Source organism: Streptomyces sp. CA2R106 (assembly GCF_037034245.1).
GTDB lineage: Bacteria > Actinomycetota > Actinomycetes > Streptomycetales > Streptomycetaceae > Actinacidiphila.
In genome coordinates, this window is sequence record NZ_JBAGKC010000035.1 from 41,999 (window position 1) to 64,169 (window position 22,171).

A 22,171-nucleotide genomic window follows, 5' to 3' on the forward strand; every position below is an offset into this window, starting at 1 on the left:
CTACGGTCTTCGCTGGTCAAGAAGAGCACCCACGGCCGCCCGGAGCGGGGCGCCCGAACGTCCATGGGCCTGTGCATACGGCATCAGACGGCGATCACAGAGATCCCTGCAAGACCATACACGAAACTTGGTTCGCGTATACGCTCTCCGGAATCACTCACCGTAAGACGGTGCCCGCACCCCGCACACCCGGCGGCGGCGCCTCAGAGCTTGCGGCGGTCGCGCGGCTCGACGTAGGGCTCCTCGCCGGGCGGGTGGCCGGCTTCGTGGGCCCGGGCGCGTTCGGACTCCGCGCTGTACTCCAGGCCCAGGAGCAGGGCGATGTTGGAGATCCACAGCCAGATGAGGAAGACGATGATCCCGGCGAAGGTGCCGTAGGTCTTGTTGTAGCTGCCGAAGTTCGCGACGTAGAGCGCGAACAGGACCGAGGCGACGATCCAGATGACGATACTGAGCAGGCTGCCGCGGGTGACCCAGGCGAAGGGGCGCCGGACGTTCGGTGCGGCCCAGTGCAGCACCGCGACCACCAGCGCGAAGAGGATCACCATGACCGGCCACTTGGCGTAGTTCCACACCGTCACCGCCGTGTCGCCCAGGCCCAGGATGCTGCCCGTCTTACGGGCCAGGCTGCCGGTGAACACGATGCCCACCGAGATCGCGGCCAGGACGATGACGAGGAAGACGGTGATCGCGAACCGGACGGGCAGGGTCTTCCACGCGGGGCGCCCCTCACCGATGTCGTAGACGGCGTTCCCCGCCCGCATGAAGGCCGCCACGTATCCCGACGCCGACCACAGGGCGACCACGACGCCGGCGATCAGCGGGATCAGGGCCTTGTTGCCGCTGGCCTGCACCTGGCTGACGATGCCGGTCAGGGTGGGGCGGACAGCGCCGGGCGCCACGCTGGTGATGTTGTCGGTCAGCGACTTGGCGGCCGACTTGCTCAGCAGCCCCACGATCGAGACGAGGGCCAGGAGCGCGGGAAAGACCGCCAGGATCGCGTAGTACGTGAGCGCCGCCGCCCAGTCGGCCAGGTTGTCGGCCTTGTACTCCCGCAGCGTGCGCCGGAGGATCGCGCGCGACGAGCCGCTGGGCAGGTCCGACGGCTTCTCGGGGGCCGGCCCGCCCGCCGTCCCGCCCGCTCCGGCCCCGGCTCCCTCGGCCCCCTGGCGGGTGGACCCGGTACGCTCCGGCTCGCCGTCTTCCATCCTGCGCCTCCTTCACTGTGCCGGGCACACGAACGACTACGCAAACATGGCATTTCGACCCTTCGCGCCGGGGACGCCACCCCGGACCGGCGGCGACGCTTCCATGACTTTGCCAGCTTTGGCGTAAGAACGACCGGGTACCCGACCACCGGGGACACGGGCCCCGCCGCCCGGTCCACCGACATTCCGGGACACGGGGACGGCCGGCCCGTGCGGGACCTCGGACGCCGACGGACGTCCCACGAAGAAAGGTATGGACCGGTATGAACGGGCCCGACCAGATCGTCCAGGAGCTGCAAGCCACCCTCGACCGCGACCCCGCTCTCGGCGACCTGCTCGTGAAATCGCTGCGCCGGGCAGGGGAACGCGCCCAGGCGGACCTGGACCCCGACCTGCGCGACGCGCTGGACTGGCCGCGGTCCCTGCCGGAGTACTACGACTACCTCCGGGGCTTCATCCGCTGGGTGCCCCGCCAGTCCGACGCTGCGGCGTGGCGGAAGTCGGCTCCGCACGAGCGCTACGCCCAGGAGGTCAGCGACCGACTGGCGCACTTCTTCTGGCTGGTCGACCAGAAAGTCGACGAGAAGGCGGACCAGGAAAAGAACCAGGAAGCGGACGGGGGCGGCGCCGCCATCGCCGAGAACAGCGAGCCCTTCCGCGACTGGCTCACCGCCTTCGCCCGCCAGTGGGGCGGCTTCCTGGACACCCCTGAGTCCTTCAGCCAGGAGGTCCTGGAGTCGTTCCTCCGGGACGCCCCGGAGTACCACGTCGAGGAGTCGTTGGCCGGCGGCAGGCCGAACATGCCCAGCGGATGGCTGACGTTCAACCAGTTCTTCGCCCGCGAGCTCAACCCCGGGCTGCGGCCCATCCGCGACCCCGCGGACAACCTCGTCGTGACCTCACCGGCCGACTGCCAGTTCCAGCACTCCTACGGCATCGACGAGGCGTCGAACATCCCCCGCACCACGGTCAAGGGCACGCACCACTACGGGAACATCCGGCAGCTGATCGAAGGCAGCCGGTACGCCGACGCGTTCGCGGGCGGCTCCTTCACCCACTACATGCTGCCGCCCTCGGCCTACCACCGCTACCACGTGCCCGTCTCCGGCCTGGTCAAGGAGTCCTTCGTGGTCAGCGGCAAGGTCTTCATGCAGGTCGACCTGGAGGACGGGCAGCTCGCCTCCAAGGACAGCGCGAAGAGCGGCTACGAGTTCTCCCAGACCAGGGGCGTGCTCGTCCTCGACACCGCGGAGTCGGAGCACGGGAACCTGGGCCTCGTCGCCGTCGTCGCGGTGGGCATGGCCCATGTCGCCTCCGTGAACCTCACCACCGTCGAGGGCACCCGCGTCACCAAAGGCGAGGAGTTCGGCTACTTCCAGTTCGGCGGCTCCGACATCGTCGTCCTCTTCCAGGACGGCGCCGCACCCGACATCGACAGCAGCCAGGACTTCCGCCACGTCGGCTCCGTCATCGCCCGCTGCCGCCCGGCCGCCTGAACCGGTCGCAGGGGTGGCCGGGCTCCGGCGGCGGCGGTCGGCGCGCGGCCGGAGCCCGGACCCGGTCACATACGGGTGGCGTGCTGCGGTGTGCGCGGGGTGGCGGGGAGGCCCGCGAAGGAGGAACGGCCTTGCGTCCAGCCGTGGTCGGCGGGGGCGAACCGCTCGAAGGTGTGGCTGAAGTACCAGTCGGTCTGCGCCACTCCGGAGCACGCGCCCGCGCCCGCCGTGCCGGGGCAGGTGCCGTTGTCCCTCTGGAGGGCCCAGAAGGAGAGGGTGTTGATCCGCTTGGCGGCGGCCCAGTGCTCGACCGTGGCCGCGTCCGCCGTGGTGAACGTCTCCGCGGCGCCGAAGTCGTCGATCCCGGGCATCAGGGTGACGCCGATCCGGCTCCACAGCCGGGACGACGGCTCCGCCGGGTAGAGCGCGGCGAGTTGGTCGTGCAGGCCGGCCGCCGCGGTCTCGGCGTCGGTCGCCATCTCGTGCGCCGCGCCGTCGTAGTAGTCGAACGCCATGATGTTGACGACGTCCACCCGGGCGTGGTTCTTGACGGCGTTCTGGAGCACGGCCAGACCGGTGGCGCCGAGGCCGGTCGTCGTCGTCGGCAGCGTGTAGGAGAACTGGACGCTGCGGTGGGTGCGTCGGGCCCAGCTGTCGACCAGGGCGATCGCCTTGTTGCGGCGGTCGATGCCCGCGGTGTCGGACAGGGCGTCGACTTCGACGTCGAGGTCGATCCGGCTCACGCCGTACGTGGTGACCAGGCTCTCGTAGACCGCCGCGATCGACTTGACGTCGGTGCAGCTGTCGGCGATGTCGGTGCCGGTGCTGTCCGCCGCGTAACCGCCGAACGACGGGATGGCGTCGCCGCCGCGCGCCTGGAGGGCCGAGATGTCCTTGCCGTAGACGGACCTGGACACCGGTGTCGTGGGGTCGCCGTTCCAGGTCGCCGTGCAGGAACCGGCCTCGGGCGTCTGGAGGAACGCCAGCGTCAGGTACGCGTTGTGGGACGCGGCCGCGAGGGCAGCCGGGCTGCCACCGGAGTACGTCTCGTAGTACGGCGCGACCACGTGGGCCGGCAGGGTCGTTCGGGGGGCCGGGGCGGCGGCCTGGGCGGTGCCTCCTCCCGTCACCACCAGTCCGGCGGACACGGCGGCAGCCGCCGCGGCGGCCAGCAACGCGCGAACAGGTCCAGTTCGTCTCATCAACGCTCCCACCACAGGAAGTAGAGCCAGGACACACCAGCGGAACAGCACGGGGCCCGGACGCCGAGGGACGTCCAGGCGGTTTCGTCGGGCCTCAACGGCCAACGGAGCGAGGGGAGTCGACCCGATCGCGCGCGACTGCGCCCATATTTGGTCTAGGCCAATCATCTGTCAAGGGCCGGCGGCGCGGACGCGCGATCACGATTCGGTACGGGGGCCGGCGCGCGTACGTCCGTACGCCGTCGTTTCAGCCCGCGCTCTCGATGCGGGCGAGCACCTTGTCGGAGATCCGGTGCAGCGTCGACAGTTCGTCCGGGTCCAGGACGTCGACGAACAGGTCCAGCACGCGGGCCACGTGTCCGGGCGCCGCCTCCGCCAGGTAGGCGTGGCCGGCGTCGGTCAGGATCGCCTGGGTGTAGCGCCCGTTGCGCGGATCGGGCTCGCGGCGCACGAACCCGCGGTTCTCGAGCCGGCCGACCATGTGGGACAGGCGGGACAGTTCCGTGTTGGCCATGACCGCGAGCTCGCTCATCCTCATACGGCGCTCGGGCTGGTCGGACAGGTGCGCCAGCACGTGGTACTCGATGAAGCTGAGCCTGGCGTCCTGCTGGAGCTGCGACTCCAGCGCCGCCGGCAGCCGCTGGAGGAGCTTCACGAACCCGCGCCACGCCGCCAGCTGGTCGCCGGTGAGCCAGCGCGGCTCGGACGCCTCGGACGCCCCTGGGACAGACATGCGCGCAGTCTACTGGCGCCACCGGAGAGGCTGACTTGAATCTTCACGTGAACCGGACTAGCGTGTGACTTGAACATTCAAGCGTGCCGCGCTCGGACCGCCCGGCCCGCCTCACCTTCGTAGGGACATCCCATGACCAACCTCAAGATCGCCGTCATCCTCGGCAGCACCCGCCCCGGCCGCAACGGCGAAGCGGTGGCGAACTGGGTGCTGACCAAGGCCAAGGAGCGCGCCGACGCCGACTACGAACTGATCGACCTGCTCGACTACCCGCTGCCGCACCTGGACGAGGCCGTGCCCGCGAGCCGGGGCGCGTACACCAGCGACCACACGAAGGCCTGGTCCGCCAAGATCAGGGAGTTCGACGGCTACATCTTCGTCACCCCGGAGTACAACCACTCCACCTCGGGGGTGCTGAAGAACGCCATCGACTACCTCTACGCCGAATGGAACAACAAGGCCGCTGCCTTCGTCTCCTACGGCTCGCTCGGCGGAACGCGGGCGATCGAGCACCTGCGGGCGATCGCGAGCGAACTCCAACTGGCCCACGTGCGCCAGCAGTTGTCGTTCTCGCTGTTCACCGACTTCGAGAACTTCTCGGCGTTCAAGCCCTCCCCGGTACACGACGACGCCGCCGCCGTCCTGTTCGACCAGCTCGAGTCCTGGGCCCGCGCACTCACGTCCGTGCGGAGCTGAACCCCGGTGCGGCTCTACGGTCTTGAGGAGCACTTCGTCACCGCCGACGTGGTCGAGGCGTGGCAGCGGCACGACCCCCGGCTCGCCGCACCGATGATGAAGTGGGCGGTCGCCAGCGACATCACGCCGGCGCTGCTGGACCTCGGCAGCGAGCGCGTCGCCGCGATGGACGACGCCGGGATCGACGTGTCGGTGCTGTCCCTCACGACGCCGGGGCTGCAGGACCTCGACCCGGCCGAGGCGGTCGCCCTCCAGGCGCCCACGAACGACGCGATCGCCGCCGCCGTACGCCGCCACCCCGGGCGCTTCCAGGGGTTCGCGGCGCTCGCCACCTCCGCCCCGCGCGCCGCAGCCACCGAACTGCGGCGCGCGGTCACCGAGTTGGGGCTCAACGGCACGCTGGTCAACGCGAACTCCCGGGGCCGGGCGCTGGACGCGCCCGAGTTCTGGGACATCTACGAGGCCGCCGAGGATCTGCGCGTACCCGTCTATCTGCACCCCAGCGTCCCGTTCCCGGCGGTCACCGGGGCCTACTACCGCGGTTTCGGCGCACCGGTGGACGACATGCTGGCCACCGGCGCGTTCGGGTGGCACTACGACGCCGGGCTGACCGTCCTCCGGATGATCATCGCCGGCGTCTTCGACCGGTTCCCCGGGCTGCAACTCGTCCTCGGGCACTGGGGCGAGGTCGTGCTGTTCTACCTCGACCGCATCGCGGCCATGGACAAGCTCACCGAGCTGCGGCGCCCGATCGCCGAGTACTTCCGCTCGAACATCTTCATCACCCCCGGCGGCATCTCCAGCCACAGGTACCTGCGGTGGAGCCTGGAGACGGTCGGCGTCGAACGGATCATGTACGCCTCCGACTACCCGTTCAACCGGGAGCGCGCCGGGTCCGCGCGGCGCTTCCTGGAAACCGCGCCGATCGCCCAGGCCGACCGCGAGCGCATCGCCCACCGGAACTGGGAAGAGCTCATCGCCGGTATCCGTCGCTGACCGATCCTGAAGGGAGCACCGCACGTGAGCGAGTCCCAAAGCCGGCTACAGGTCGTGTTCGCCGACCTGCGCCGCGCCGTCGACGACGTCATCCTCAAACACCAGGTCACCCTCGAGGAGTTGCTCGCCACCATCGAGTGGCTCCAGCAGGTCGCCGACGCCGGCGAACTGCCGTCCGCGAGCATCTTCTTCTACAAGACCGTCCTCAAAGGAACCGTGGGCGCGACCTACGCCCACCCCGAGAAGGACGGCGCGAGCCACTGGGAGATGGAAGGCCCCGCCCACCGCCCCGGCGCTCCCGTCCTGCACAGCCCGGCCGTACTGCCCATGCGCCCCGACGAACCCGGCGAACCCCTCGTCGTCTCCGGGACCGTACGCACCACCACCGGCGCCCCGCTGCCCGCAGCGGCCCTCGAGATCTGGCAGATCGACGCCGACAACGTCTACTCCGGCATGGACAGCAGCGACTTCGCGCCGCTGAACATCCCCAACGACGCCACCGGCGTCCCCGTCGACAACCTCCGCGCCCGGATCATCGCCGACGCGGAGGGCCGCTACGAGTTCCGCACGGTGATGCCCGGCACCGAGACCTTCGGCCTGGCCACGGACAGCCCGCTCGCCGCGCTGACCCGGGCGTTGCGGCTCCAGGGCCTGCGACCGCTGCACATCCACGCCATCGTCTCCGCCGACGGATGCCTGCCGCTGACCACCCAGATCTACTTCGACGGCGACCCCCTGGTCGCCGGGACCATCGAAGGCGACGTCCCCGCCGACGCGGTCAAGGCGACCACCCGCCACGACGATTACCGCGCACGCGGCCTCGACCGGCCGTACCGCACCCTCACCTACGACTTCGTCCTGCGCCCCACGGCTCCGTGAACGACGCCGACCCGCCGGCCGGGCGCCCACGTCCGTCTCCCCCAAGTACCCAGCGAGGGCACGTATGAATGCTGCTGCCGACCCCGCGGCCGCCTACGACCGCTTCATGACCGAGCAGGCTCCCGCCAGCCGCGGTCAGCGCCCCTGGACGCCGGCCGACGGCCCGATGCCCGCGCTCTACCTCAGCCATGGCTCTCCGGCGCTGTTCGAGGACGCGCCATGGATGAGCGAACTGTTCGGCTGGGCGCAGGCGCTGCCCAAGCCGACCGCGATCCTGATCGTCAGCGCGCACTGGGAGTCCGCGCCGCTCAGCCTGTCGGCGACGGGCCCGAACACGCCGCTGGTCTACGACTTCGGAGGCTTCGCCCAGCGCTACTTCCGGATGACCTACGCGACACCGGACGCCGGCGCGCTGGCTGCCCGCGTCAGGGCCTCGCTGCCGGACACCGAACCGGTCCACCAGCAGGCCCGCCGCGGCCTGGACCACGGCGCGTGGGTCCCGTTGAAGACCATGTACCCCTACGGCGACGTGCCGGTCCTCCAGATGTCCCTCCCCACCCACGACCCCGCCCGGCTGATGGACATCGGCCGCCGGATGCGGGGGCTACGGGAGGAAGGCGTGCTCGTGGTCGGGTCGGGCTACATGACGCACGGGGTCCCCTTCCTCACCCGGGAGCAGTTCGTGCACAACGTCGTGCCGTCCTGGTCCGCCGACTTCGACGCCTGGGCGGCCGACGCCCTCGCCCGCGGCGACGTGGACACCCTGGCCGGCTACCGCGGCCTGGCCCCGGCGGTGCACTTCGCGCACCCCACCGTCGAGCACTACACGCCGATGTTCGTCACCCTCGGAGCCGCGACCGACCCCGAGACCCCCGTCCGGATGACGGTCGAGGGCTACCGGTTCGGCCTGTCCAAGCGGTCCTTCCAAGTCGCCTGACAGGCCAGGCGCCTTGCCCCGCCACCACGCGTCATGCCACGCAGATTCCCGGCACCGCCTGCTTGCGGAACAGATGCGGGGTGGCGACGAGGCTGGCCGGATAGAGCCCGCGAGCGGCTGCGCGAGCGCTGTCGTCGAGTCGGGCCGCCCGGTAGTGGTCCGTCGACTCCCAGACGGCGTGGTTGAGGAACGCACTGCTGCCGGCGATACCGCGGTACAGCTGGGTGGAGATGAAGCCCGGTTGTCTCCTCAGGGCAGCCGCGTCGGTCGACCAAGCCAGCAGCAACTGGTCGACGTCCTCGGGGGCGACGCGCAGGAGGTTGACGAGGATGACCGGTCCGCCCCCTTCGTCAAGCTGGTCGGCGAGCGTGGTGTGGAGGTCCAGCTCGGTGAATTCCGGCATGGTGGTTCCCTTTCGGAGAGGGGGCGGTCCGGGGCTGCCGGTCAACGGCTCGGTCAGGGGAGGTCCGGAAGCCTCCCGCTCGCCGCGAGTTCCTCGGCGAGCAGCGGGTTGACGTGCTCGGCATCGAGCCCGCCACTGCCGTAGGGGCGGGTGATGATCTCCAGCTCATGACCGCTGGGGTCGTTGAAGTAGACGCCGCGGCCGTCATCGAGGCGGTTGATGGTGCCCGCGTCCCGATGCGCGGGGTCCGCCCAGTGCTCCAGGGCGCGCCCCCGTACCCGGCCGATGATCACGTCGAACTCCTCCTCGCTGACCAGGAAGGCGTAGTGCTGGGCCGTGATGTCGCGGTCGGTGGTCATGAAGTCGAAGGTGATGTCAGGGCTGACCTGCACCATCACGAAGTGGCCCAGTTTCACCGGGGGCTCGAAGCCCAGCATGTCGGCCAGGAAGCGGGCCGAGGTCCCGGCATCGCGGGACCAGACGATCTGGTGGTTCAAAACGCTCATGAGTCGAGTGTTCGTCGCGCGTCCCCGGAAGCTCCAGGAGTCGGCCGTTACTTGACAGCTACTTCCATAAAATCCGCTTGGTCGAACTAAACTGCGCTCATGGACGTCGTGGATCAACAGATCCTCCAGTGCCTGATGCTCGACGGGCGGGCCCCGATGCGGCGGATCGCGGAGGTGGTGGGGGTCTCAGAGCAGACGGCGACCCGCCGCTACCGCGCCATGCGCGAGGCAGGTGTGCTCCGCGTCCTGGTCAGTGAGGCAGCCGCCTCCGCCAGGCGTGGGCTCTGGCTGCTGCGGCTGCAGTGCCGTCCGGCTGCCGCTGCCCACCTGGGCGATGTGCTTGCCGCGCGCGAGGATGTCTCCTGGGTCGCGCTGTACTCCGGCGGCGCGGAGCTGATGTGCACCACGACCCTGCCCGCCGACGCGGCCTGCGGCACGGGAGTGCTGCCCCGGATCTCGCACACCGCGGAAGTGCTCTCGTTCACCACTCACCTGGTGCTGCACTCGTACTCCGGCGGCCCTGCCGAGTGGTCCGGTTTCGAGGAGCCGCTGGGCCAGGACGCGGAACGGCATCTCCTGGACGGGCGCGATCCGCACCGACGGGAGGAGACATACGGTCCGGTGCTCCCCGAAGACCGCCCGCTTCTGGAGGAACTGCGCCGGGACGGCAGAGCCACCGCGTCCGCACTGTCCCGTGCCCTCGACTGGCCGCTGTCCCGGGTCAGAGGTCGCCTCCAGGCGCTCCTGGACAGCGGTGCGGTCACCGTGGACGTGGACGTGATGCTGGAAGCGTTCGGCTACCGGGTTTCCGCCACACTGCTCCTCCGCGTCTCGCCGGACCGCATCGTCCCGGTCTGCGAGGCGCTCTCCGCGCATCGGCAGACCAGTTGGGTCGCCGCGGTCACCGGCTCCGCGAACGTCGTGGCCGCGGTGACCTGCCGCGACAGCGTCGAGCTCTTCAGCTATGTCACCGAGCAGCTGGGCGGTCTCCCCGGGGTGATCCACGTCGAGGCGGTGCCGCTGCTCAGCAGGCTCAAGCAGGCTGCCACCCGGGTGGCCGGCGGCCGCTTCGTCCAGCCCGCGCTTTCGCGAGGCGGGGGCGCCGGCCCCGGAGCCGGGGCTCCGGGGCCCTGAGCCGCGCTCTACCGGGCCGCGCCGTCCGGATAGGCGGCGGTCGCCTGGATCTCGACGAGGAGTTCCGGGCTGGCGAGGCCGCTGACCCCGATGATCGTCCAGGCGGGGTAGGGAGCCTTGACAAGGCGCTGCTTGGCCGCGAGGAAGCCGGACATGTTCTCGCGGATGTCGACGTGGTAGCTGGTCACGTCCACCAGGTCGCCGAGGTCGAGGTTCTCCAGCCGGAGAATCTCCTCAAGGCGCCGGATGGCGAGCTCGGTCTGCTCCTCGGCGCTCTCCCCGGGGACGCCGTCGGGGCGGCGGCCGATCTGGCCGGAGATGAACAGGTGCCCGTGCGAACGGACCGCGGGGGCGTGGCCGAAGCGCGCGAAGGCGCTGGTGGTCCCTCCGAAGACCGGCGAGTTGTCGGGAACCTCTACGGGGTGGATGGGCATTGCGGTGTGTCCGTTTCTCTGGTGTCCGGGCCGACTTCCGGGTCGGTCTTGCTTTGCGCCCGGCCGGGCAGGGCGGGTCAGTTGCCCCATCGGGAGGAGTCGCAGGCGCGCTCCATCCGGGTCCGGCCGAAGGTCTCGCGTTCGCGCAGGAACTCACCGGGTATCGCGTAACGCGGGCCGTTCTTCGGGTTCTTGGCGGCCTGCGCGACGATCGCGTCGGTGAGTGAGCGGATCATCTCCAGTCGCGGGTAGGCGGTGTGGACGAGGTCGGCCTGCTCGTCGCTGAGGACGTCGGCGTAGGTGTCGCCCATCGGGCCGCCGAAGTCGAGCGCGACGCCTTCGCGTACGAGCAGGCACAGCGTGCCGCGGCGGTCCGCGATGCCCGACGAGGTGTGCAGGGCGATGGCCTGCCAGACCTCGTCGGCGTCCGCCTCGGACCGCCCGTGGTCGAGGAGGAACGCGGCGGCCCGGTCGGCCCCCTCGACCTCGAACCGCTGGGTGTGCGGGCCGTCCGGCGCCACGCCGAGGTCGTGCATCGTGGACGCCGCGAACAGCAGGTCGTCGTCGTAGTCCTGGCCGGCGGTCAGTTCGAGACGCGCGGCAACGAGCCGGGCGAACAGGTAGGTGCGCACGCTGTGGTTGAACACCGAGGGCGATTCCACCGGCTTGATCAGCCGCAGGACAGCGCCGGCGAGCGGTGTGTCGGGCAGCGCGATCAGGTCGGCGGCCGCCTCGGGGGCCACCTGGCTGCGAATCGATCCGGTCATGTCCACCAGGCTGGCAGGCGCGCCCCTGACCAGGTGAGTGGCAATATTGCCTGCTGTCAATAGAATATTGCCATGGCTGCCACGACCACCCACCGAGTCGCTGTCCTGGCGTTGGACGGGGTCACCCCGCTCGACCTGGCGATCCCGGCGCAGATCTTCACCGCCCGCCCGGAGACCCCCTACGAGGTGACCGTGTGCGGGCTCGGCTCCAAGGTGGCGACCACCGCGGGCTTCTCCCTCGAGACCGAAGGGGGCCTGGACCACGTACGCGCCGCCGACACCGTGATCGTGCCGGGATACGAGCCGGGGAGCGCAACGCCGGCCAGGCCGCCGGAGGAGGTGCTCGACGCGCTGGCCCAGGCGCGGGACCGGGGCCGGCGGGTGGTGTCGATCTGCACGGGCGCCTTCGCGCTGGCCGAGGCGGGCGTCCTGGACGGGCTGCATGCCACGACCCACTGGATGCACACCGGCGAACTCGAGCGGAACTTCCCGTCCGTCACGGTCGACCGCGACGTGCTCTACGTCGACCAGGGCGATGTCCTCACGTCGGCCGGAGTGTGCTGCGGCATCGATCTGTGCCTGCACCTCGTACGCCGCGACCTGGGGGCGGTCGTGGCCAACCGGATCGCCCGCGGACTGGTGGCGGCGCCGCACCGCGACGGCGGGCAGGCCCAGTACATCCCGGCTCCCCTCACCGTGGCCGGCGACACCTCGCTCTCCGAGACCCGGGGCTGGGCCCTGCGCCACCTCGACGAGCCGCTCACGCTCCGCGCGCTCGCCCGGCACGGGGGCGTCTCACCACGCACCTTCATGCGCCGGTTCGCCGCGGAGACGGGGACCACGCCACTTCAGTGGCTGCTCAGCGCCCGCCTGGGCAGGGCACGCGAACTGCTGGAGACGACGGACCACTCGGTGGACCAGGTGGCCCGGGACTGCGGCCTCGGCACGGCGGCGAACCTGCGTCTGCACTTCCGGCGCACCCTGAACACCACTCCCACCGCCTACCGGCGCACCTTCACCCGCTGAGCGGCTCGCGCCGCGCGCTCGGCCGATCGGGGGAGGCGGCGCCTCCGGGCTCACACCGGGCTCACAGAACGGGCGCCGCTCTGGCGCTCGCGGCGCCCGCAGCCTCTCGTAGGCGAAGCAGAACGGTGCGCCAGCGCTTGGGGCGGGTGAAACGGCTGTTTCGGCCCGGCGGGCGCGGAATACGTCGGACCCGTCGAGGATTAGCTCACTTGCCGGAAAGAGGGGGGGACGATGGCCGAGCTGATGCTGTTTCGGCGGGACACCGACGGGCGGGACGCCAAGGTGCCCGGTTCGACGGTGGCGCTGGAGCGGGAGTTGCAGAGGCGGGTCGAGGCCGGCCTGGAGGCGATGCTCGGCATTCGGTTCCTGGCCTCGGAGTACCCGACGGGACCGTGGCACCGCGGACGCATCGACACCCTTGGGCTGGACGAGAACGGCAGCCCGGTCGTGATCGAGTACAAGAAGGGCTCCGACAACGGAGTCCTGTCACAGGCCGTCTCCTACCTGGCCTGGCTGGAGTCCGCACATCACGAGGTCGAGGCGCTCGTCCGGAAGGTGCTCGGGGCCGAGGCCGCCCAGACCATCGACTGGCGCCGCCCTCGCATGGTCTGCATCGCCGCCAGTTTCTCCCACCACGACCGCGTGGCGGTGCGGCGGCTGCCCGAACTGATCGATCTGGTGCGCTACCGCGTATTCGAGGATGACCTGCTGAGCCTGCTGCTCGTGGACTCCTCGCCCGGGTCGGCGAAGCCCGCTTCATCGCAACGGACCCGACACAGGAGCACACGGGACGTCATCGCGCCGTCAGCTCCCGTGCCGTTGCTGAGCAGCCTGGTCCCTGAGTGTCTGCGGGACTTGTATGCGGAGGTGGACGACACCCTCACGCGGTGGGGCGAGGTCGAAGTGGCTCCGCTCCGGCACTACATCGCCTACCGGCGGCTGGTGAACATCGCCTCGGTGATCTTCCGCCCGAAGCACGAGGCGATCCTGGTCTACCTCAGGGTCGACCCGCGCACCGTCGTGCTGGAGGAGAACTTCACCCGAGACATGCGCAACATCGGGCACCTCGGGACCGGCGATCTGGAAGTCCGGATAGCGTCGGCAACTGACCTGGAGAAGGCCGAACCGCTGATCAGACAAGCATTCGCAGCCGTCTGACAGCAGGCATCTGCCGGGAGTGGAGCCCGCCTCTCACGTGTGAGCCGCCTTCCGCAACGTGACTGCTCAGCTCTGTTGCACCGGTCGAACCGACTGGCCCTTCCTCGGACGAAGGGCTGCTACTGCCCCTCGCAGGGGCGATGAGGGCCAGGAGGTCAACGACAACGCGGAGATGACCCTCTGGCAGTTGCTACCCCACCCTGGCCATCCGCATGTCGGGGCGTACGAGCTATTCGACCGCCGACGAACGCGAAGCCGAGACGATGGCGACGATCATCCGCCAGCGCATCTACCGCGAACGTGAAGCACCCTCCCGCCGACCGGGCAGGGGCACCAAAAGCTGGGACGCACTCTTCTCACAGGCCATCAGGCGAAGCGCCGACGTGGGCGCGGAGTTCGTCCACGGCCGGGAGCGTTACCGGGCCCGGCCAAAGCCAGGTGTCCGGCCTCGGCGGCGCGCTCGGCCTCTCGTCGAGCAGAGCGGCAGCAAGGCCCACCCGGCCCGACGCGCGGACTCGCTCGACGTCAGGGACGAGCCGGACCCAGGCCTGATCTTGGTGTCGCGAGCGGGTCGAATCAGCGGCTAGTCTCGCGCCACTCGGCCAGCGCACTCCGCAGGTCAATCGGAAGTGGGCCGCAGATTGTTCATGAGCAGGCCGAGGGCGAACTCGAAGCGGGCGTGTCCGGTTCCGGAGATCAGCTGGGCGGCATGGCGCCGGGTGAGCGGGTACTCCTCGGCGGGGAGTGCGGTGAAGCGGTCCAGCAACTCCTGATGGCCAAGCGCCCATTCCTGGTCCTGGTGTCGGCGTCGGTGCCGGACCAGCGACTGCTCCAGTGCGTAGGCGCTGACGTAGAGGGACATCGCGTCGCGGGCCCATCCGGCCGTCCTCGGTTCGATGCCGCCCGCGAGCAGGATCGCCAGGATTCCTTCGCCGACACGCAGTGTTTCCAGGTGGGTCGGCACCATGGCCAGCGCGGCGCGCGGGACTCCGGGGTATTTCAGGTACAGGTCGCGGATCTGCGTGTACACCCCGAGCAGTTGCTCGCGCCAGGCGGCCGGGTCCGGTTCGGGGAGCACGACATCGGCGTAGAGCCTGCCGATCAGTAGATCGTCGATGTCGTCCTTGGTGACGATGTGCGCGTACAGCGATGACGGGCCGGTCCCGAGCACGGTGGCGATCCGGCGAACGGTCAGCGCCTCGTACCCCTCGGTGGAGACGACTTCCAGGGCGGCGTCGGTAATCCGTTCGACGGTGATCGGCTTCTTGCGCGGTGCCGGCGCGGAGACCTCCGCGGCGGGGCGGGCGTGGCGCGCTGCACGGCTTCGGTGCGGATCGGCGGGCATACCGACCACTCTAGCTTGACACGATCTAAGTTCGTTTTGTAGAACTTAGATCGTCAAGACGAACTAAGTTCGTCCCGTCTGCTGGAGGTGTGCGATGCGCGTTGCCGTCGTCGGAGCCGGTCTGGGAGGTCTGGCTCTCGCGCAGGGCCTGCGCGGTGCCGGGATCGAGGCCGAGGTGTTCGAGCGCGATCCGGGGATCGTGGCACGGTTCCAGGGGTACCGGCTGGTGCTGGACCCGGACGGTTTCCAGGCGGTGCGCGACTGCCTGCCGACGCGCTGGCACCGACTGCTGGACGAGGTCGTCATGGATGCCGCCGTCGAGCAGCTGGTCCTGGACCCGCAGCTGAACGAGGTCGGCAGGCTCGGAGGGGGCCGCAGCGGCATCGTGGTCGACCGGCAGGTGCTGCGGCACCTGCTGCTGACCGGCCTGACCGTGCACACCGACTCCGCGCTGACCGGCTACGACGCGCTGGCCGACGGCACGGTCCAAGCCCGGTTCGCCCGCCGCGGCCCAGCCACCGCCGACCTGCTCGTCGGCGCGGACGGCATCACCTCCGCGGTCCGCGGGGTGCTCTCACCCCAGACCGTCCCGCATGACACCGGCGTCCGGTTCGTCATCGGCCGCACCCCGCTGACCGACGAGTTCGCCGCCCTGTCCAAGGCCTACGGCGCGAAGATCACGGGCAACGGCGTCAGCCTGCTGCTGGGCGCGATGCGCTTCCGCACCCCGCCCAAGCAGGCCGCCGAGCAGCTGGCTCCCGACGTCACACTGCCCGACATCGGCGACTACGTACGCTGGGCCATGATCCTGCCCCCGAAGGGCTCACTGGAAGACCTGACCGCGCAGGACGCCGTGCTGTCCAGGATGGAAGGCTGGCACCCGCAGCTGCGCGCGCTGATCGAGCAGGCCGACCCGGACAACAGCACGCTCCTGTCCATTCGGGTGGTCAAGCCCGGTCAGCGCTGGACGCCCGGCCCGGTCACGCTGCTGGGCGACGCGATCCACGCCACCTCCCCGACCGGCGGCAACGGCGCCAACACCGCCCTGCGCGACGCCGACCTGCTGCGCCGCTGCCTGATCCAGGCCGAAGAAGGCCGCCGAGACCTGCTCGGCGCGGTGGACGACTACGAGCGGCAGATGTTCGAGTACGGCGCCGAGGCCGTGCGAAGCAGTCTGGAGAAGCTGCCCGCCTTCGCCCCCGAGGCAAAGCTCTCCTGACGCCGGGAACAGGTCAGGGGCTCCTGGCCGGGGTCGGCAACCGGGGTCATGCCGACGTTGCGCGCCTCGGAGACCAGCAGCGCGACCGCCGAAGTGGTCAGGTCCCGCATGGGGGTGGTGCCGTCCCCGAGGCGGACGAAGGCTCCGAGGAATCCGGTCCAGGAGTGGACCTCGAACAGCAGGTCCGGCAGGTCGATTTCGAGCATCTTCTCGACCCGCACGCGCGGCCAGGCCGGCGACTTCGGCTCGCCGAGCGCCCCGAGCTTCTCGTTCGGCTTCACCCGGCCGTCCAGCAGGACGTCGAGCGGACACCTTCACGTCCTTGCCCGCCTGCCCCAGGCGCTCGGCCGGCCGCTCCCATTTGCGTCCAGGGGCCCGCACCAGCCCCGCCAGGTACTCGTCGACGGGGCGTGCCCAGGCTCAGCACGGCCTCGCACACCGCGTCCCACGCCGCACCGTCCAGGAGCCGGGCGCGGGTCGGACCACCGGTACGAGGGGGAGGCGAACACGCTGCGGTTGTTCAGGGTCGGGTGCAGCTCCGTTCCAGCACGCACACCACGTACGCGCCCCGGTCCCCCGACCCGCGACAACTCTGCGTTCGCGTACACCGCCTTGCGCCACGCCGACGGCACCAGCCTCTCGTCCACCTCGCGCGGCGGCAGCGGCTTGCCCATCACCCGCCGCCGCACCGGCGCGGACAGCCGGTTCGGCGGGACTCGCGACACCCGCGCCCGGCCCGGACACCAACGCGCGGATCTCATCGCCCTCTCCGGTGACCGCGCGAAACACTGTCCCGGACCTCGGCGCCGGCGGCCGACATAGCCGCTCGGGCTCCCTCCGGCGCCGCCGACGTGGCCACCACCCAGGCAGCACCGCGCCCGCCCGACCCGCCTACGCCGTGGAGCGCCACGCCCCACCAGGTCCGACCCGCACGAACGGCTCCGCGCACTGCCCGGTATGACCCAGCCTCCGCGCCCCCCGATCCCGCCGGCGCCCTTGACAGGCGAAACCGCGCCCGCTTACCTGCCTACGGTTCACCCGCTCTTCGTCCGCCCCCCTGTGACCGGGAGACAAGACGTGCCCCCCTCGACCGATTCCGCCCCACGTCCGGCCCGGCTGCGCCGGGCAGCCGTGCTCGCCGGCCTGCTCGCCTGCCTGGCGCCGGCCGTCACCTCGACACCCGCGCACGCGGCCAACTCGTCGATCTGCAACAAGTACTGCGACGCCCGCGACCCCTCGCACGCGACCAGCGACCGCATCCCCGTGACGGCGTCCAGCAACGGCCGGACGATTGCGCTCCATCTATCCGACAACGATGTCATGGGCTGGGCCTCCATCGACGGCGGCGCCGCCGGCGACGAGGTGTGGCTGGACCGCTCCTTCGACGGCGGGGTCAGCTGGACCAACGGCAGCAAACTCGGCGACACCAAGACCCCGTCAGGCTGGACCGGTTGGCGCAGCCAGATGTACAACGTCGACGACTGGAACAACGCGGGCGTCGGCGCGCTGCGCGCCTGCGCGCGCACCAACGGCGCCTCGGTGACGGTCTGCACCCAGTGGGCGCGGGTGGACTGGAACGCGGCCAGCCAGAGCACAGCGGCCGCGACCGCGCTGATGATGGACTACGACCGGAGCACCGGCAAGTTCGCCGGCTGGTGGACCTCGGCCACCTCGCTCACCGCGATCATCGACAACATCCGGATCAGCGGGATGCCGAGCTACAAGTACGCGATCTCCACCACGTACGACAAGCTCATCGGCGCCGAGGACGGCAACTTCACCAACTCCTACCTGGACGACACCGGTTGGTGGGGCCTCGCCTGGGTGGACGCCTACGACCTCACCGGGGACAGCCGCTACCTGGCCACCGCCCGCACCGACGCCGACCACATGCACGACTACTGGACCTCCACCTGCGGCGGCGGGGTGCAGTGGGAGACCACCGCCTCCGGCAAGAACGCGATCACCAACGAGCTGTACCTCCAGCTCAACGCGGCGCTGCACAACCGGATCAGCGGCGACACCACCTACGTCCAGCGCGCGAAGGACGAGTGGTCCTGGTTCCAGGGCAGCGGCCTGATCAACTCCGGACACACCGTCAACGACGGCCTGAACGGCTCCTGCGCCAACAACGGCGACACCACCTGGACCTACAACCAGGGTGTGATCCTCGGCGGCCTCACCGAGCTGTACAAGGCCACCGGCGACAGCGCGGTGCTGGACAGCGCGCGCACCCTCGCCGACGCCTCCACCTCCTCCAGCTACCTCAACCCGGGCGGCACCCTGCACGAGCCGTACGAGCCGGACGGCACCGGCTGCACCTCCAACGGCGACTCGTTCAAGGGCGAGTACGCCAGGGGCCTGGGCCTGCTCAACAAGCAGCTGGCCGACCACCCCTACAGCTCCTACCTCAAGGCGCAGGCCGCCACGCTGCACGCCAAGGACCGGGACGCGCTCGACCAGTACGGTCCGCACTGGGCCGGGGCGTACACCGTGACCGGCAACGGCTGCCAGCACAGCGCGCTCGACCTGCTGAACGCGGCGCAGGAAGCGTGACCAACTCCACGACGGGCGGCCCCGGCCCGGGCCGCCGACCGCAGTCGACGAGAGAGGGAACCGTGCGCGTGCACAAGACGAGCAGAAGACGCGGGGTCGCGGCGATCGCGGCCTCGCTCCTGGTGCTCCCGCTGGGCGTCCAGGCCGCCCACGCCACCGCGGGGGCCGGCACCGCGCCGGCCGTCGGCGGCTACTGGGGCACCTCCTACGAGGCAGGCGCGGCCCGGCCCGCCGGGTTCCCGGCCGCCGGACCGGCCACCGACCTGCGCGGCGAGACCACGCAGGTCAACGCCACCGTCCAGTCGGTGGCGTCGAACTACCCGAACGCCACCAGCACCACCGAGCACGTCCAGAGCCTGACCGACGACGACAGCTCGACCAAGTGGTACGCCAGCGGCAGCGGCCAACCGACAGCGGACCACCCGGTGTACGCCATCTACACCCTCACATCGGCCGCCGCGGTGACCGGTTACTCGATCACCTCCGGCAACGACACCCCGCCGCGCGACCCGCGGGCGTGGACGGTGCTGGGCAGCAACAGCGCCTCGGCCGCCACCGATGCCGACGACCCGTCGTGGAAGACGCTGGACACCGAGAGCGGGCAGAGCTTCGGCGCCCGCGGCCAGACGAACTTCTACCCGGCCGCCGGCACCGGCGGCTACCGCTACTACCAGCTGCGGGTCACCGCCAACTGCGCCCAGGAATGCACGGGTTCATCCGGCGACTACACCAAGTTCCAGATCGCCGACTGGACGTTGCGCACCTCCGCGGGGACCGCGCCGAGCGCGCTCGGCGCGTCCGTGGAGGACGCCGAGTCGGTCGGCGCGGCCGCCGGCACCGGCGCCCTGCGGTATGCCGGCCGAGTGCTGCACTCTGGTGCCGCGTCCTCCTCGGTGGTGCTGCAGTCCGGTCTGGACGTGCCGCTGGCCGCGGACTCGACGCTGAGCTACGCGATCCGCCCGACGGACGCGGCCTCCGCGTACGCCGCGCTCGACGTGGTGTACACCGACGCGAACGGCCGCCACACCAAGCGGCTGAGCGCGCTGCGCGGGGCGCGCGACTCCGCCGGGCACCCGCTGCGCGCCGCGGCGCAGGGCGGGTCGCTGACCCCGGGCACCTGGAACACCGTGTCGGTCGGCCTCGGTTCGCTGGCGGGCAAGCACGTCCACGAGGTGCTGCTCGACTACGCCGACCCGTCGGCCGCGGCCGGCGCGGTCTCCGGCTGGGTGGACGCGGTCTCGCTCGGCCACCAGGCGGTGGACACCGCGACGGGCTGGGACTATCTGGACGCGCCGGGCGTCGACCCGGCGGGCGGCGCGGCCGACCGCACGGCGTGGACGCGGCCGGACTTCGACACCGGCAGCGCGCCGTGGCACACCGCGGCCGGCCCGTTCGGCGCCAAGGACGACGGCACCGACCTGGGCGCGGGCTTCCCGGTCACCACCAAGCTGGACCTGCGCAAGAACGGCTCGACCGGCGACGACCTGGAGGCGTACTTCTTCCGCACGTCGTTCACCATGGACCGGGCGACGCTCGACTCGATCACCGGCCTGGTCGGCAGCGTGGTCTACGACGACACGGCGACGATCTACGTCAACGGCGCCCGCGTGGCGGGCTGGAACGACGGCAAGATCACCACGAACCTCCAGTACGAGACGCCGGACGGCACCGCGGGTGCGGGCGACCCGGTGGCGTCCGCGTTCGCGATCCCGGCGGCCGACCTGCGGGCGGGCACCAACACGCTGGCGGTGGAGGTCCACCAGTGCAACAGCACCAGCTCCGACGTCTACTTCGGGCTGCCGTCGCTGGCCCAGACCGACGCGTCGCTACCGTTCAGCGACACCCAGCTGAACACCTCCTACGCCTCGGACACCCAGCCGTCCGCGCCGGACGGCGGTGACTACTTCACCTGGCTGCTGCGGTCGTTCACCGACGCGGAGAACACGCCGAGCATCATGGGCGCCAACGCGGTGCTGCCGAAGGGCACCACCTACGACCAGCTCACCGCGCTGGACGACCGGACGGTCGTCGACATCAACAACGCCTACCAGTCGGTCGCCGACCCGCAGGTGCAGAAGGCGCTGGTGGACGGCGCGAACAGCCCGTACAAGACGATGGCCGACGGGCTCGGCAAGGTACTCGGGCCGCTGTACCTCCAGGCCCTCAAGGACGGCGAACTGCCCAAGACGCAGGCGCTGTTGAGCGGGCGGATCGAGCACACGCCGACCTCGTCGGCCGACTGGTACCAGACCGCCAAGAACACCTACCAGTACAAGCGGCCGTTCGTGCGGATGGGCTTCACCGGCGACAGCGGCCTGATCAAGCAGTGGGACAGCGCGAGCGGTTACGCGGGGCTGGCCGGCGACGGCTCCTTCCCGAGCGGCCACACCAGCCACGGCTACGCGCAGGGCATCGTGATGGCCACGCTGCTGCCGCAGTTGGCGCCGCAGATCCTGGCGCGCGCCTCGGAGTACGGCAACAACCGGATCGTGCTGGCCTTCCACTACCCGACCGACATCATGGGCGGCCGGATCGTGGGCGAGGACACCGCCCAGATGCGCTGGTCCGACCCGCGGTTCCGGTCGCTGCTGGAGCAGGCGCAGAGCGAGGTGCAGACGGTGCTGGCGCAGAAGTGCCGCGAGGTCGGCGCGGGTGGCACCCTCGCGCAGTGCGTCGCGAACGAGCAGCCGTACCTCAGCACGAGCGACGCGCTGAGCGTCTTCCGGCAGCGGATGACGTACGGCTTCCCGCAGGTCGGCGCCACCGGCCTCGCACCATCGGTGCCGGACGGCGCGGAGAACCTGCTGCTCACCGCGTTCCCGAACCTGACGGCGGCGCAGCGGACCACGGTGCTGGCCGCCACCGAGATCCCCTCGGGCTACGTCATGGACGAGGAGAGCGGCGGGGGCAGCTGGCAGCGGCTGGACCTGGCGGCGGCGATGACCGCGCAGGTCAGCGTCAGCCGGTCCGGGGCGATGACCGTGAACGGCGTCGCCGTGACCGCCGACGGGCGGCCGGCGCACCACTGAGCCGCACGACAGCCGCACGGCACAGCGCACGCGCGGGCCCGGCACCGGGGCGTCTCCGGTGCCGGGCCCACACGGTGTCCCGACCCTGTCAGCTGGACAGCGGCTCGGCGGTCACCAAGCCACAGGTCGGTGTCGGCGCCGCTGATGGGTTCTGTGCAGCCCATGACCCGGTCCAGCCGCCCGCCACCCTCGACATCGAGATCAACGGCACCCGCTACCACGAGTCCACCAGCCTGATGTTCGCCCCCCAGATCGCCTGCCACCCCTACTCCACCCAGCCGCACCAGCAGGTCCCCACCGCCAGCCTCACCATCGTCGAGGAATGGGACTTCGAGGGCCTCACCCCTGCCGACCTCGCCCGCTTCGCCACCCAAATCCGCACCCAGGCCGACTACTTCGAGACCACCCTCCTCCCCGCCCTGACCACCGCCCGCGAGGACTGGACCG

General features: G+C 70.7%; 20 protein-coding genes and 1 pseudogene. 12 read left to right on the plus strand and 9 right to left on the minus strand.

Annotated elements, in window-relative coordinates:
• Positions 1-203: 203 nt before the first annotated feature.
• Positions 204-1,208, minus strand: coding sequence for a YihY/virulence factor BrkB family protein (locus WA788_RS31600; protein WP_335983280.1), 1,005 nt, complete (start codon positions 1,206-1,208; stop codon positions 204-206).
• 263 nt (positions 1,209-1,471) lie between these two features.
• Between WA788_RS31600 and WA788_RS31605 the strand changes: the two genes are divergently transcribed.
• A complete protein-coding gene (locus tag WA788_RS31605) occupies positions 1,472-2,704 on the plus strand; it encodes a phosphatidylserine decarboxylase (RefSeq protein ID WP_335983282.1) in 1,233 nt (410 codons plus the stop codon).
• A gap of 65 nt (positions 2,705-2,769) precedes the next feature.
• On the opposite strand, the gene WA788_RS31610 is transcribed toward WA788_RS31605, so the two are convergent.
• Positions 2,770-3,906, minus strand: coding sequence for a glycosyl hydrolase family 18 protein (locus WA788_RS31610; RefSeq protein ID WP_335983284.1), 1,137 nt, complete (start codon positions 3,904-3,906; stop codon positions 2,770-2,772).
• A 247-nt stretch (positions 3,907-4,153) separates the two neighbouring features.
• Positions 4,154-4,639: a MarR family winged helix-turn-helix transcriptional regulator gene (locus tag WA788_RS31615; RefSeq protein WP_335983286.1), complete on the minus strand. Its 486-nt coding sequence runs from the start codon at positions 4,637-4,639 to the stop codon at positions 4,154-4,156.
• Between the two features lie 132 nt (positions 4,640-4,771).
• On the opposite strand from WA788_RS31615, the gene WA788_RS31620 reads away from it, so the two are divergent.
• From WA788_RS31620 to WA788_RS31635, 4 genes are all read left to right on the plus strand, one after another.
• On the plus strand, positions 4,772-5,335 hold the full coding sequence (locus tag WA788_RS31620; protein ID WP_335983288.1) for an NADPH-dependent FMN reductase: 564 nt from the start codon (positions 4,772-4,774) through the stop codon (positions 5,333-5,335).
• Between the two features lie 6 nt (positions 5,336-5,341).
• Positions 5,342-6,331: an amidohydrolase family protein gene (locus WA788_RS31625; RefSeq protein WP_335983291.1), complete on the plus strand. Its 990-nt coding sequence runs from the start codon at positions 5,342-5,344 to the stop codon at positions 6,329-6,331.
• 24 nt (positions 6,332-6,355) lie between these two features.
• Positions 6,356-7,210, plus strand: a complete 855-nt coding sequence (locus tag WA788_RS31630; protein ID WP_335983293.1) for a dioxygenase family protein — start codon at positions 6,356-6,358, stop codon at positions 7,208-7,210.
• Between the two features lie 106 nt (positions 7,211-7,316).
• Positions 7,317-8,147 (plus strand): dioxygenase family protein, encoded by an 831-nt coding sequence (locus tag WA788_RS31635; protein ID WP_335983324.1) that lies wholly within the window; start codon positions 7,317-7,319, stop codon positions 8,145-8,147.
• 31 nt (positions 8,148-8,178) lie between these two features.
• Here the strand turns inward: WA788_RS31635 and WA788_RS31640 are convergent, their stop codons facing one another.
• Both WA788_RS31640 and WA788_RS31645 read right to left on the minus strand, forming a co-directional pair.
• A complete protein-coding gene (locus WA788_RS31640) occupies positions 8,179-8,550 on the minus strand; it encodes an antibiotic biosynthesis monooxygenase family protein (RefSeq protein WP_335983295.1) in 372 nt (123 codons plus the stop codon).
• 53 nt (positions 8,551-8,603) lie between these two features.
• The gene (locus WA788_RS31645; protein WP_335983297.1) at positions 8,604-9,056 is read right to left on the minus strand and encodes a VOC family protein; all 453 of its coding nucleotides are present in this window, start codon (positions 9,054-9,056) and stop codon (positions 8,604-8,606) included.
• A 99-nt stretch (positions 9,057-9,155) separates the two neighbouring features.
• On the opposite strand from WA788_RS31645, the gene WA788_RS31650 reads away from it, so the two are divergent.
• Positions 9,156-10,190, plus strand: a complete 1,035-nt coding sequence (locus WA788_RS31650; protein ID WP_335983300.1) for an Lrp/AsnC family transcriptional regulator — start codon at positions 9,156-9,158, stop codon at positions 10,188-10,190.
• An 8-nt stretch (positions 10,191-10,198) separates the two neighbouring features.
• Here the strand turns inward: WA788_RS31650 and WA788_RS31655 are convergent, their stop codons facing one another.
• Positions 10,199-10,624, minus strand: coding sequence for a RidA family protein (locus WA788_RS31655; RefSeq protein ID WP_335983302.1), 426 nt, complete (start codon positions 10,622-10,624; stop codon positions 10,199-10,201).
• A 77-nt stretch (positions 10,625-10,701) separates the two neighbouring features.
• Complete coding sequence (locus WA788_RS31660; RefSeq protein ID WP_335983304.1) at positions 10,702-11,391, minus strand: HD domain-containing protein; 690 nt, start codon at positions 11,389-11,391, stop codon at positions 10,702-10,704.
• A gap of 72 nt (positions 11,392-11,463) precedes the next feature.
• Between WA788_RS31660 and WA788_RS31665 the strand changes: the two genes are divergently transcribed.
• Together WA788_RS31665 and WA788_RS31670 are read left to right on the plus strand one after the other, a co-directional pair.
• Positions 11,464-12,417, plus strand: coding sequence for a GlxA family transcriptional regulator (locus tag WA788_RS31665; RefSeq protein ID WP_335983308.1), 954 nt, complete (start codon positions 11,464-11,466; stop codon positions 12,415-12,417).
• A 231-nt stretch (positions 12,418-12,648) separates the two neighbouring features.
• Positions 12,649-13,575 carry a DUF5655 domain-containing protein gene (locus WA788_RS31670; RefSeq protein ID WP_335983310.1) on the plus strand — a complete coding sequence of 309 codons (927 nt, stop codon included), beginning with the start codon at positions 12,649-12,651 and terminating at the stop codon, positions 13,573-13,575.
• Positions 13,576-14,194: 619 nt separating this feature from the next.
• Here WA788_RS31670 and WA788_RS31675 read toward each other — a convergent pair.
• Entirely contained in the window at positions 14,195-14,920 is a 726-nt protein-coding gene (locus WA788_RS31675) for a TetR/AcrR family transcriptional regulator (protein ID WP_335983312.1), read from the minus strand.
• Positions 14,921-15,014: 94 nt separating this feature from the next.
• Between WA788_RS31675 and WA788_RS31680 the strand changes: the two genes are divergently transcribed.
• Positions 15,015-16,139, plus strand: a complete 1,125-nt coding sequence (locus WA788_RS31680; protein ID WP_335983313.1) for an FAD-dependent oxidoreductase — start codon at positions 15,015-15,017, stop codon at positions 16,137-16,139.
• Between the two features lie 2 nt (positions 16,140-16,141).
• Here WA788_RS31680 and WA788_RS36150 read toward each other — a convergent pair.
• Positions 16,142-16,840: pseudogene (locus tag WA788_RS36150) on the minus strand (Tn3 family transposase); the annotation flags it as partial.
• Between the two features lie 376 nt (positions 16,841-17,216).
• On the opposite strand from WA788_RS36150, the gene WA788_RS31690 reads away from it, so the two are divergent.
• The 3 genes from WA788_RS31690 to WA788_RS31700 form a co-directional block, all read left to right on the plus strand.
• Positions 17,217-18,695: a glycoside hydrolase family 76 protein gene (locus tag WA788_RS31690; RefSeq protein ID WP_435126653.1), complete on the plus strand. Its 1,479-nt coding sequence runs from the start codon at positions 17,217-17,219 to the stop codon at positions 18,693-18,695.
• Positions 18,696-18,763: 68 nt separating this feature from the next.
• Entirely contained in the window at positions 18,764-21,724 is a 2,961-nt protein-coding gene (locus WA788_RS31695; protein ID WP_335983317.1) for an acid phosphatase, read from the plus strand.
• 74 nt (positions 21,725-21,798) lie between these two features.
• The coding region (locus WA788_RS31700; protein ID WP_335983318.1) for a DUF6907 domain-containing protein at positions 21,799-22,171 on the plus strand (373 nt) is incomplete at its 3' end.

Bases quoted from the DNA above. Each gene is read 5' to 3' on its own strand.
- WA788_RS31670 (WP_335983310.1), top strand. From the start codon at position 12,649: ATGGCCGAGCTGATGCTGTTTCGGCGGGACACCGACGGGCGGGACGCC.
- WA788_RS31665 (WP_335983308.1), top strand. From the start codon at position 11,464: ATGGCTGCCACGACCACCCACCGAGTCGCTGTCCTGGCGTTGGACGGG.
- WA788_RS31605 (WP_335983282.1), top strand. From the start codon at position 1,472: ATGAACGGGCCCGACCAGATCGTCCAGGAGCTGCAAGCCACCCTCGAC.
- WA788_RS31650 (WP_335983300.1), top strand. From the start codon at position 9,156: ATGGACGTCGTGGATCAACAGATCCTCCAGTGCCTGATGCTCGACGGG.
- WA788_RS31655 (WP_335983302.1), bottom strand. From the start codon at position 10,624: ATGCCCATCCACCCCGTAGAGGTTCCCGACAACTCGCCGGTCTTCGGA.
- WA788_RS31640 (WP_335983295.1), bottom strand. From the start codon at position 8,550: ATGCCGGAATTCACCGAGCTGGACCTCCACACCACGCTCGCCGACCAG.
- WA788_RS31635 (WP_335983324.1), top strand. From the start codon at position 7,317: ATGACCGAGCAGGCTCCCGCCAGCCGCGGTCAGCGCCCCTGGACGCCG.
- WA788_RS31600 (WP_335983280.1), bottom strand. From the start codon at position 1,208: ATGGAAGACGGCGAGCCGGAGCGTACCGGGTCCACCCGCCAGGGGGCC.
- WA788_RS31680 (WP_335983313.1), top strand. From the start codon at position 15,015: ATGCGCGTTGCCGTCGTCGGAGCCGGTCTGGGAGGTCTGGCTCTCGCG.
- WA788_RS31675 (WP_335983312.1), bottom strand. From the start codon at position 14,920: ATGCCCGCCGATCCGCACCGAAGCCGTGCAGCGCGCCACGCCCGCCCC.
- WA788_RS31615 (WP_335983286.1), bottom strand. From the start codon at position 4,639: ATGTCTGTCCCAGGGGCGTCCGAGGCGTCCGAGCCGCGCTGGCTCACC.
- WA788_RS31620 (WP_335983288.1), top strand. From the start codon at position 4,772: ATGACCAACCTCAAGATCGCCGTCATCCTCGGCAGCACCCGCCCCGGC.
- WA788_RS31645 (WP_335983297.1), bottom strand. From the start codon at position 9,056: ATGAGCGTTTTGAACCACCAGATCGTCTGGTCCCGCGATGCCGGGACC.
- WA788_RS31610 (WP_335983284.1), bottom strand. From the start codon at position 3,906: ATGAGACGAACTGGACCTGTTCGCGCGTTGCTGGCCGCCGCGGCGGCT.
- WA788_RS31660 (WP_335983304.1), bottom strand. From the start codon at position 11,391: ATGACCGGATCGATTCGCAGCCAGGTGGCCCCCGAGGCGGCCGCCGAC.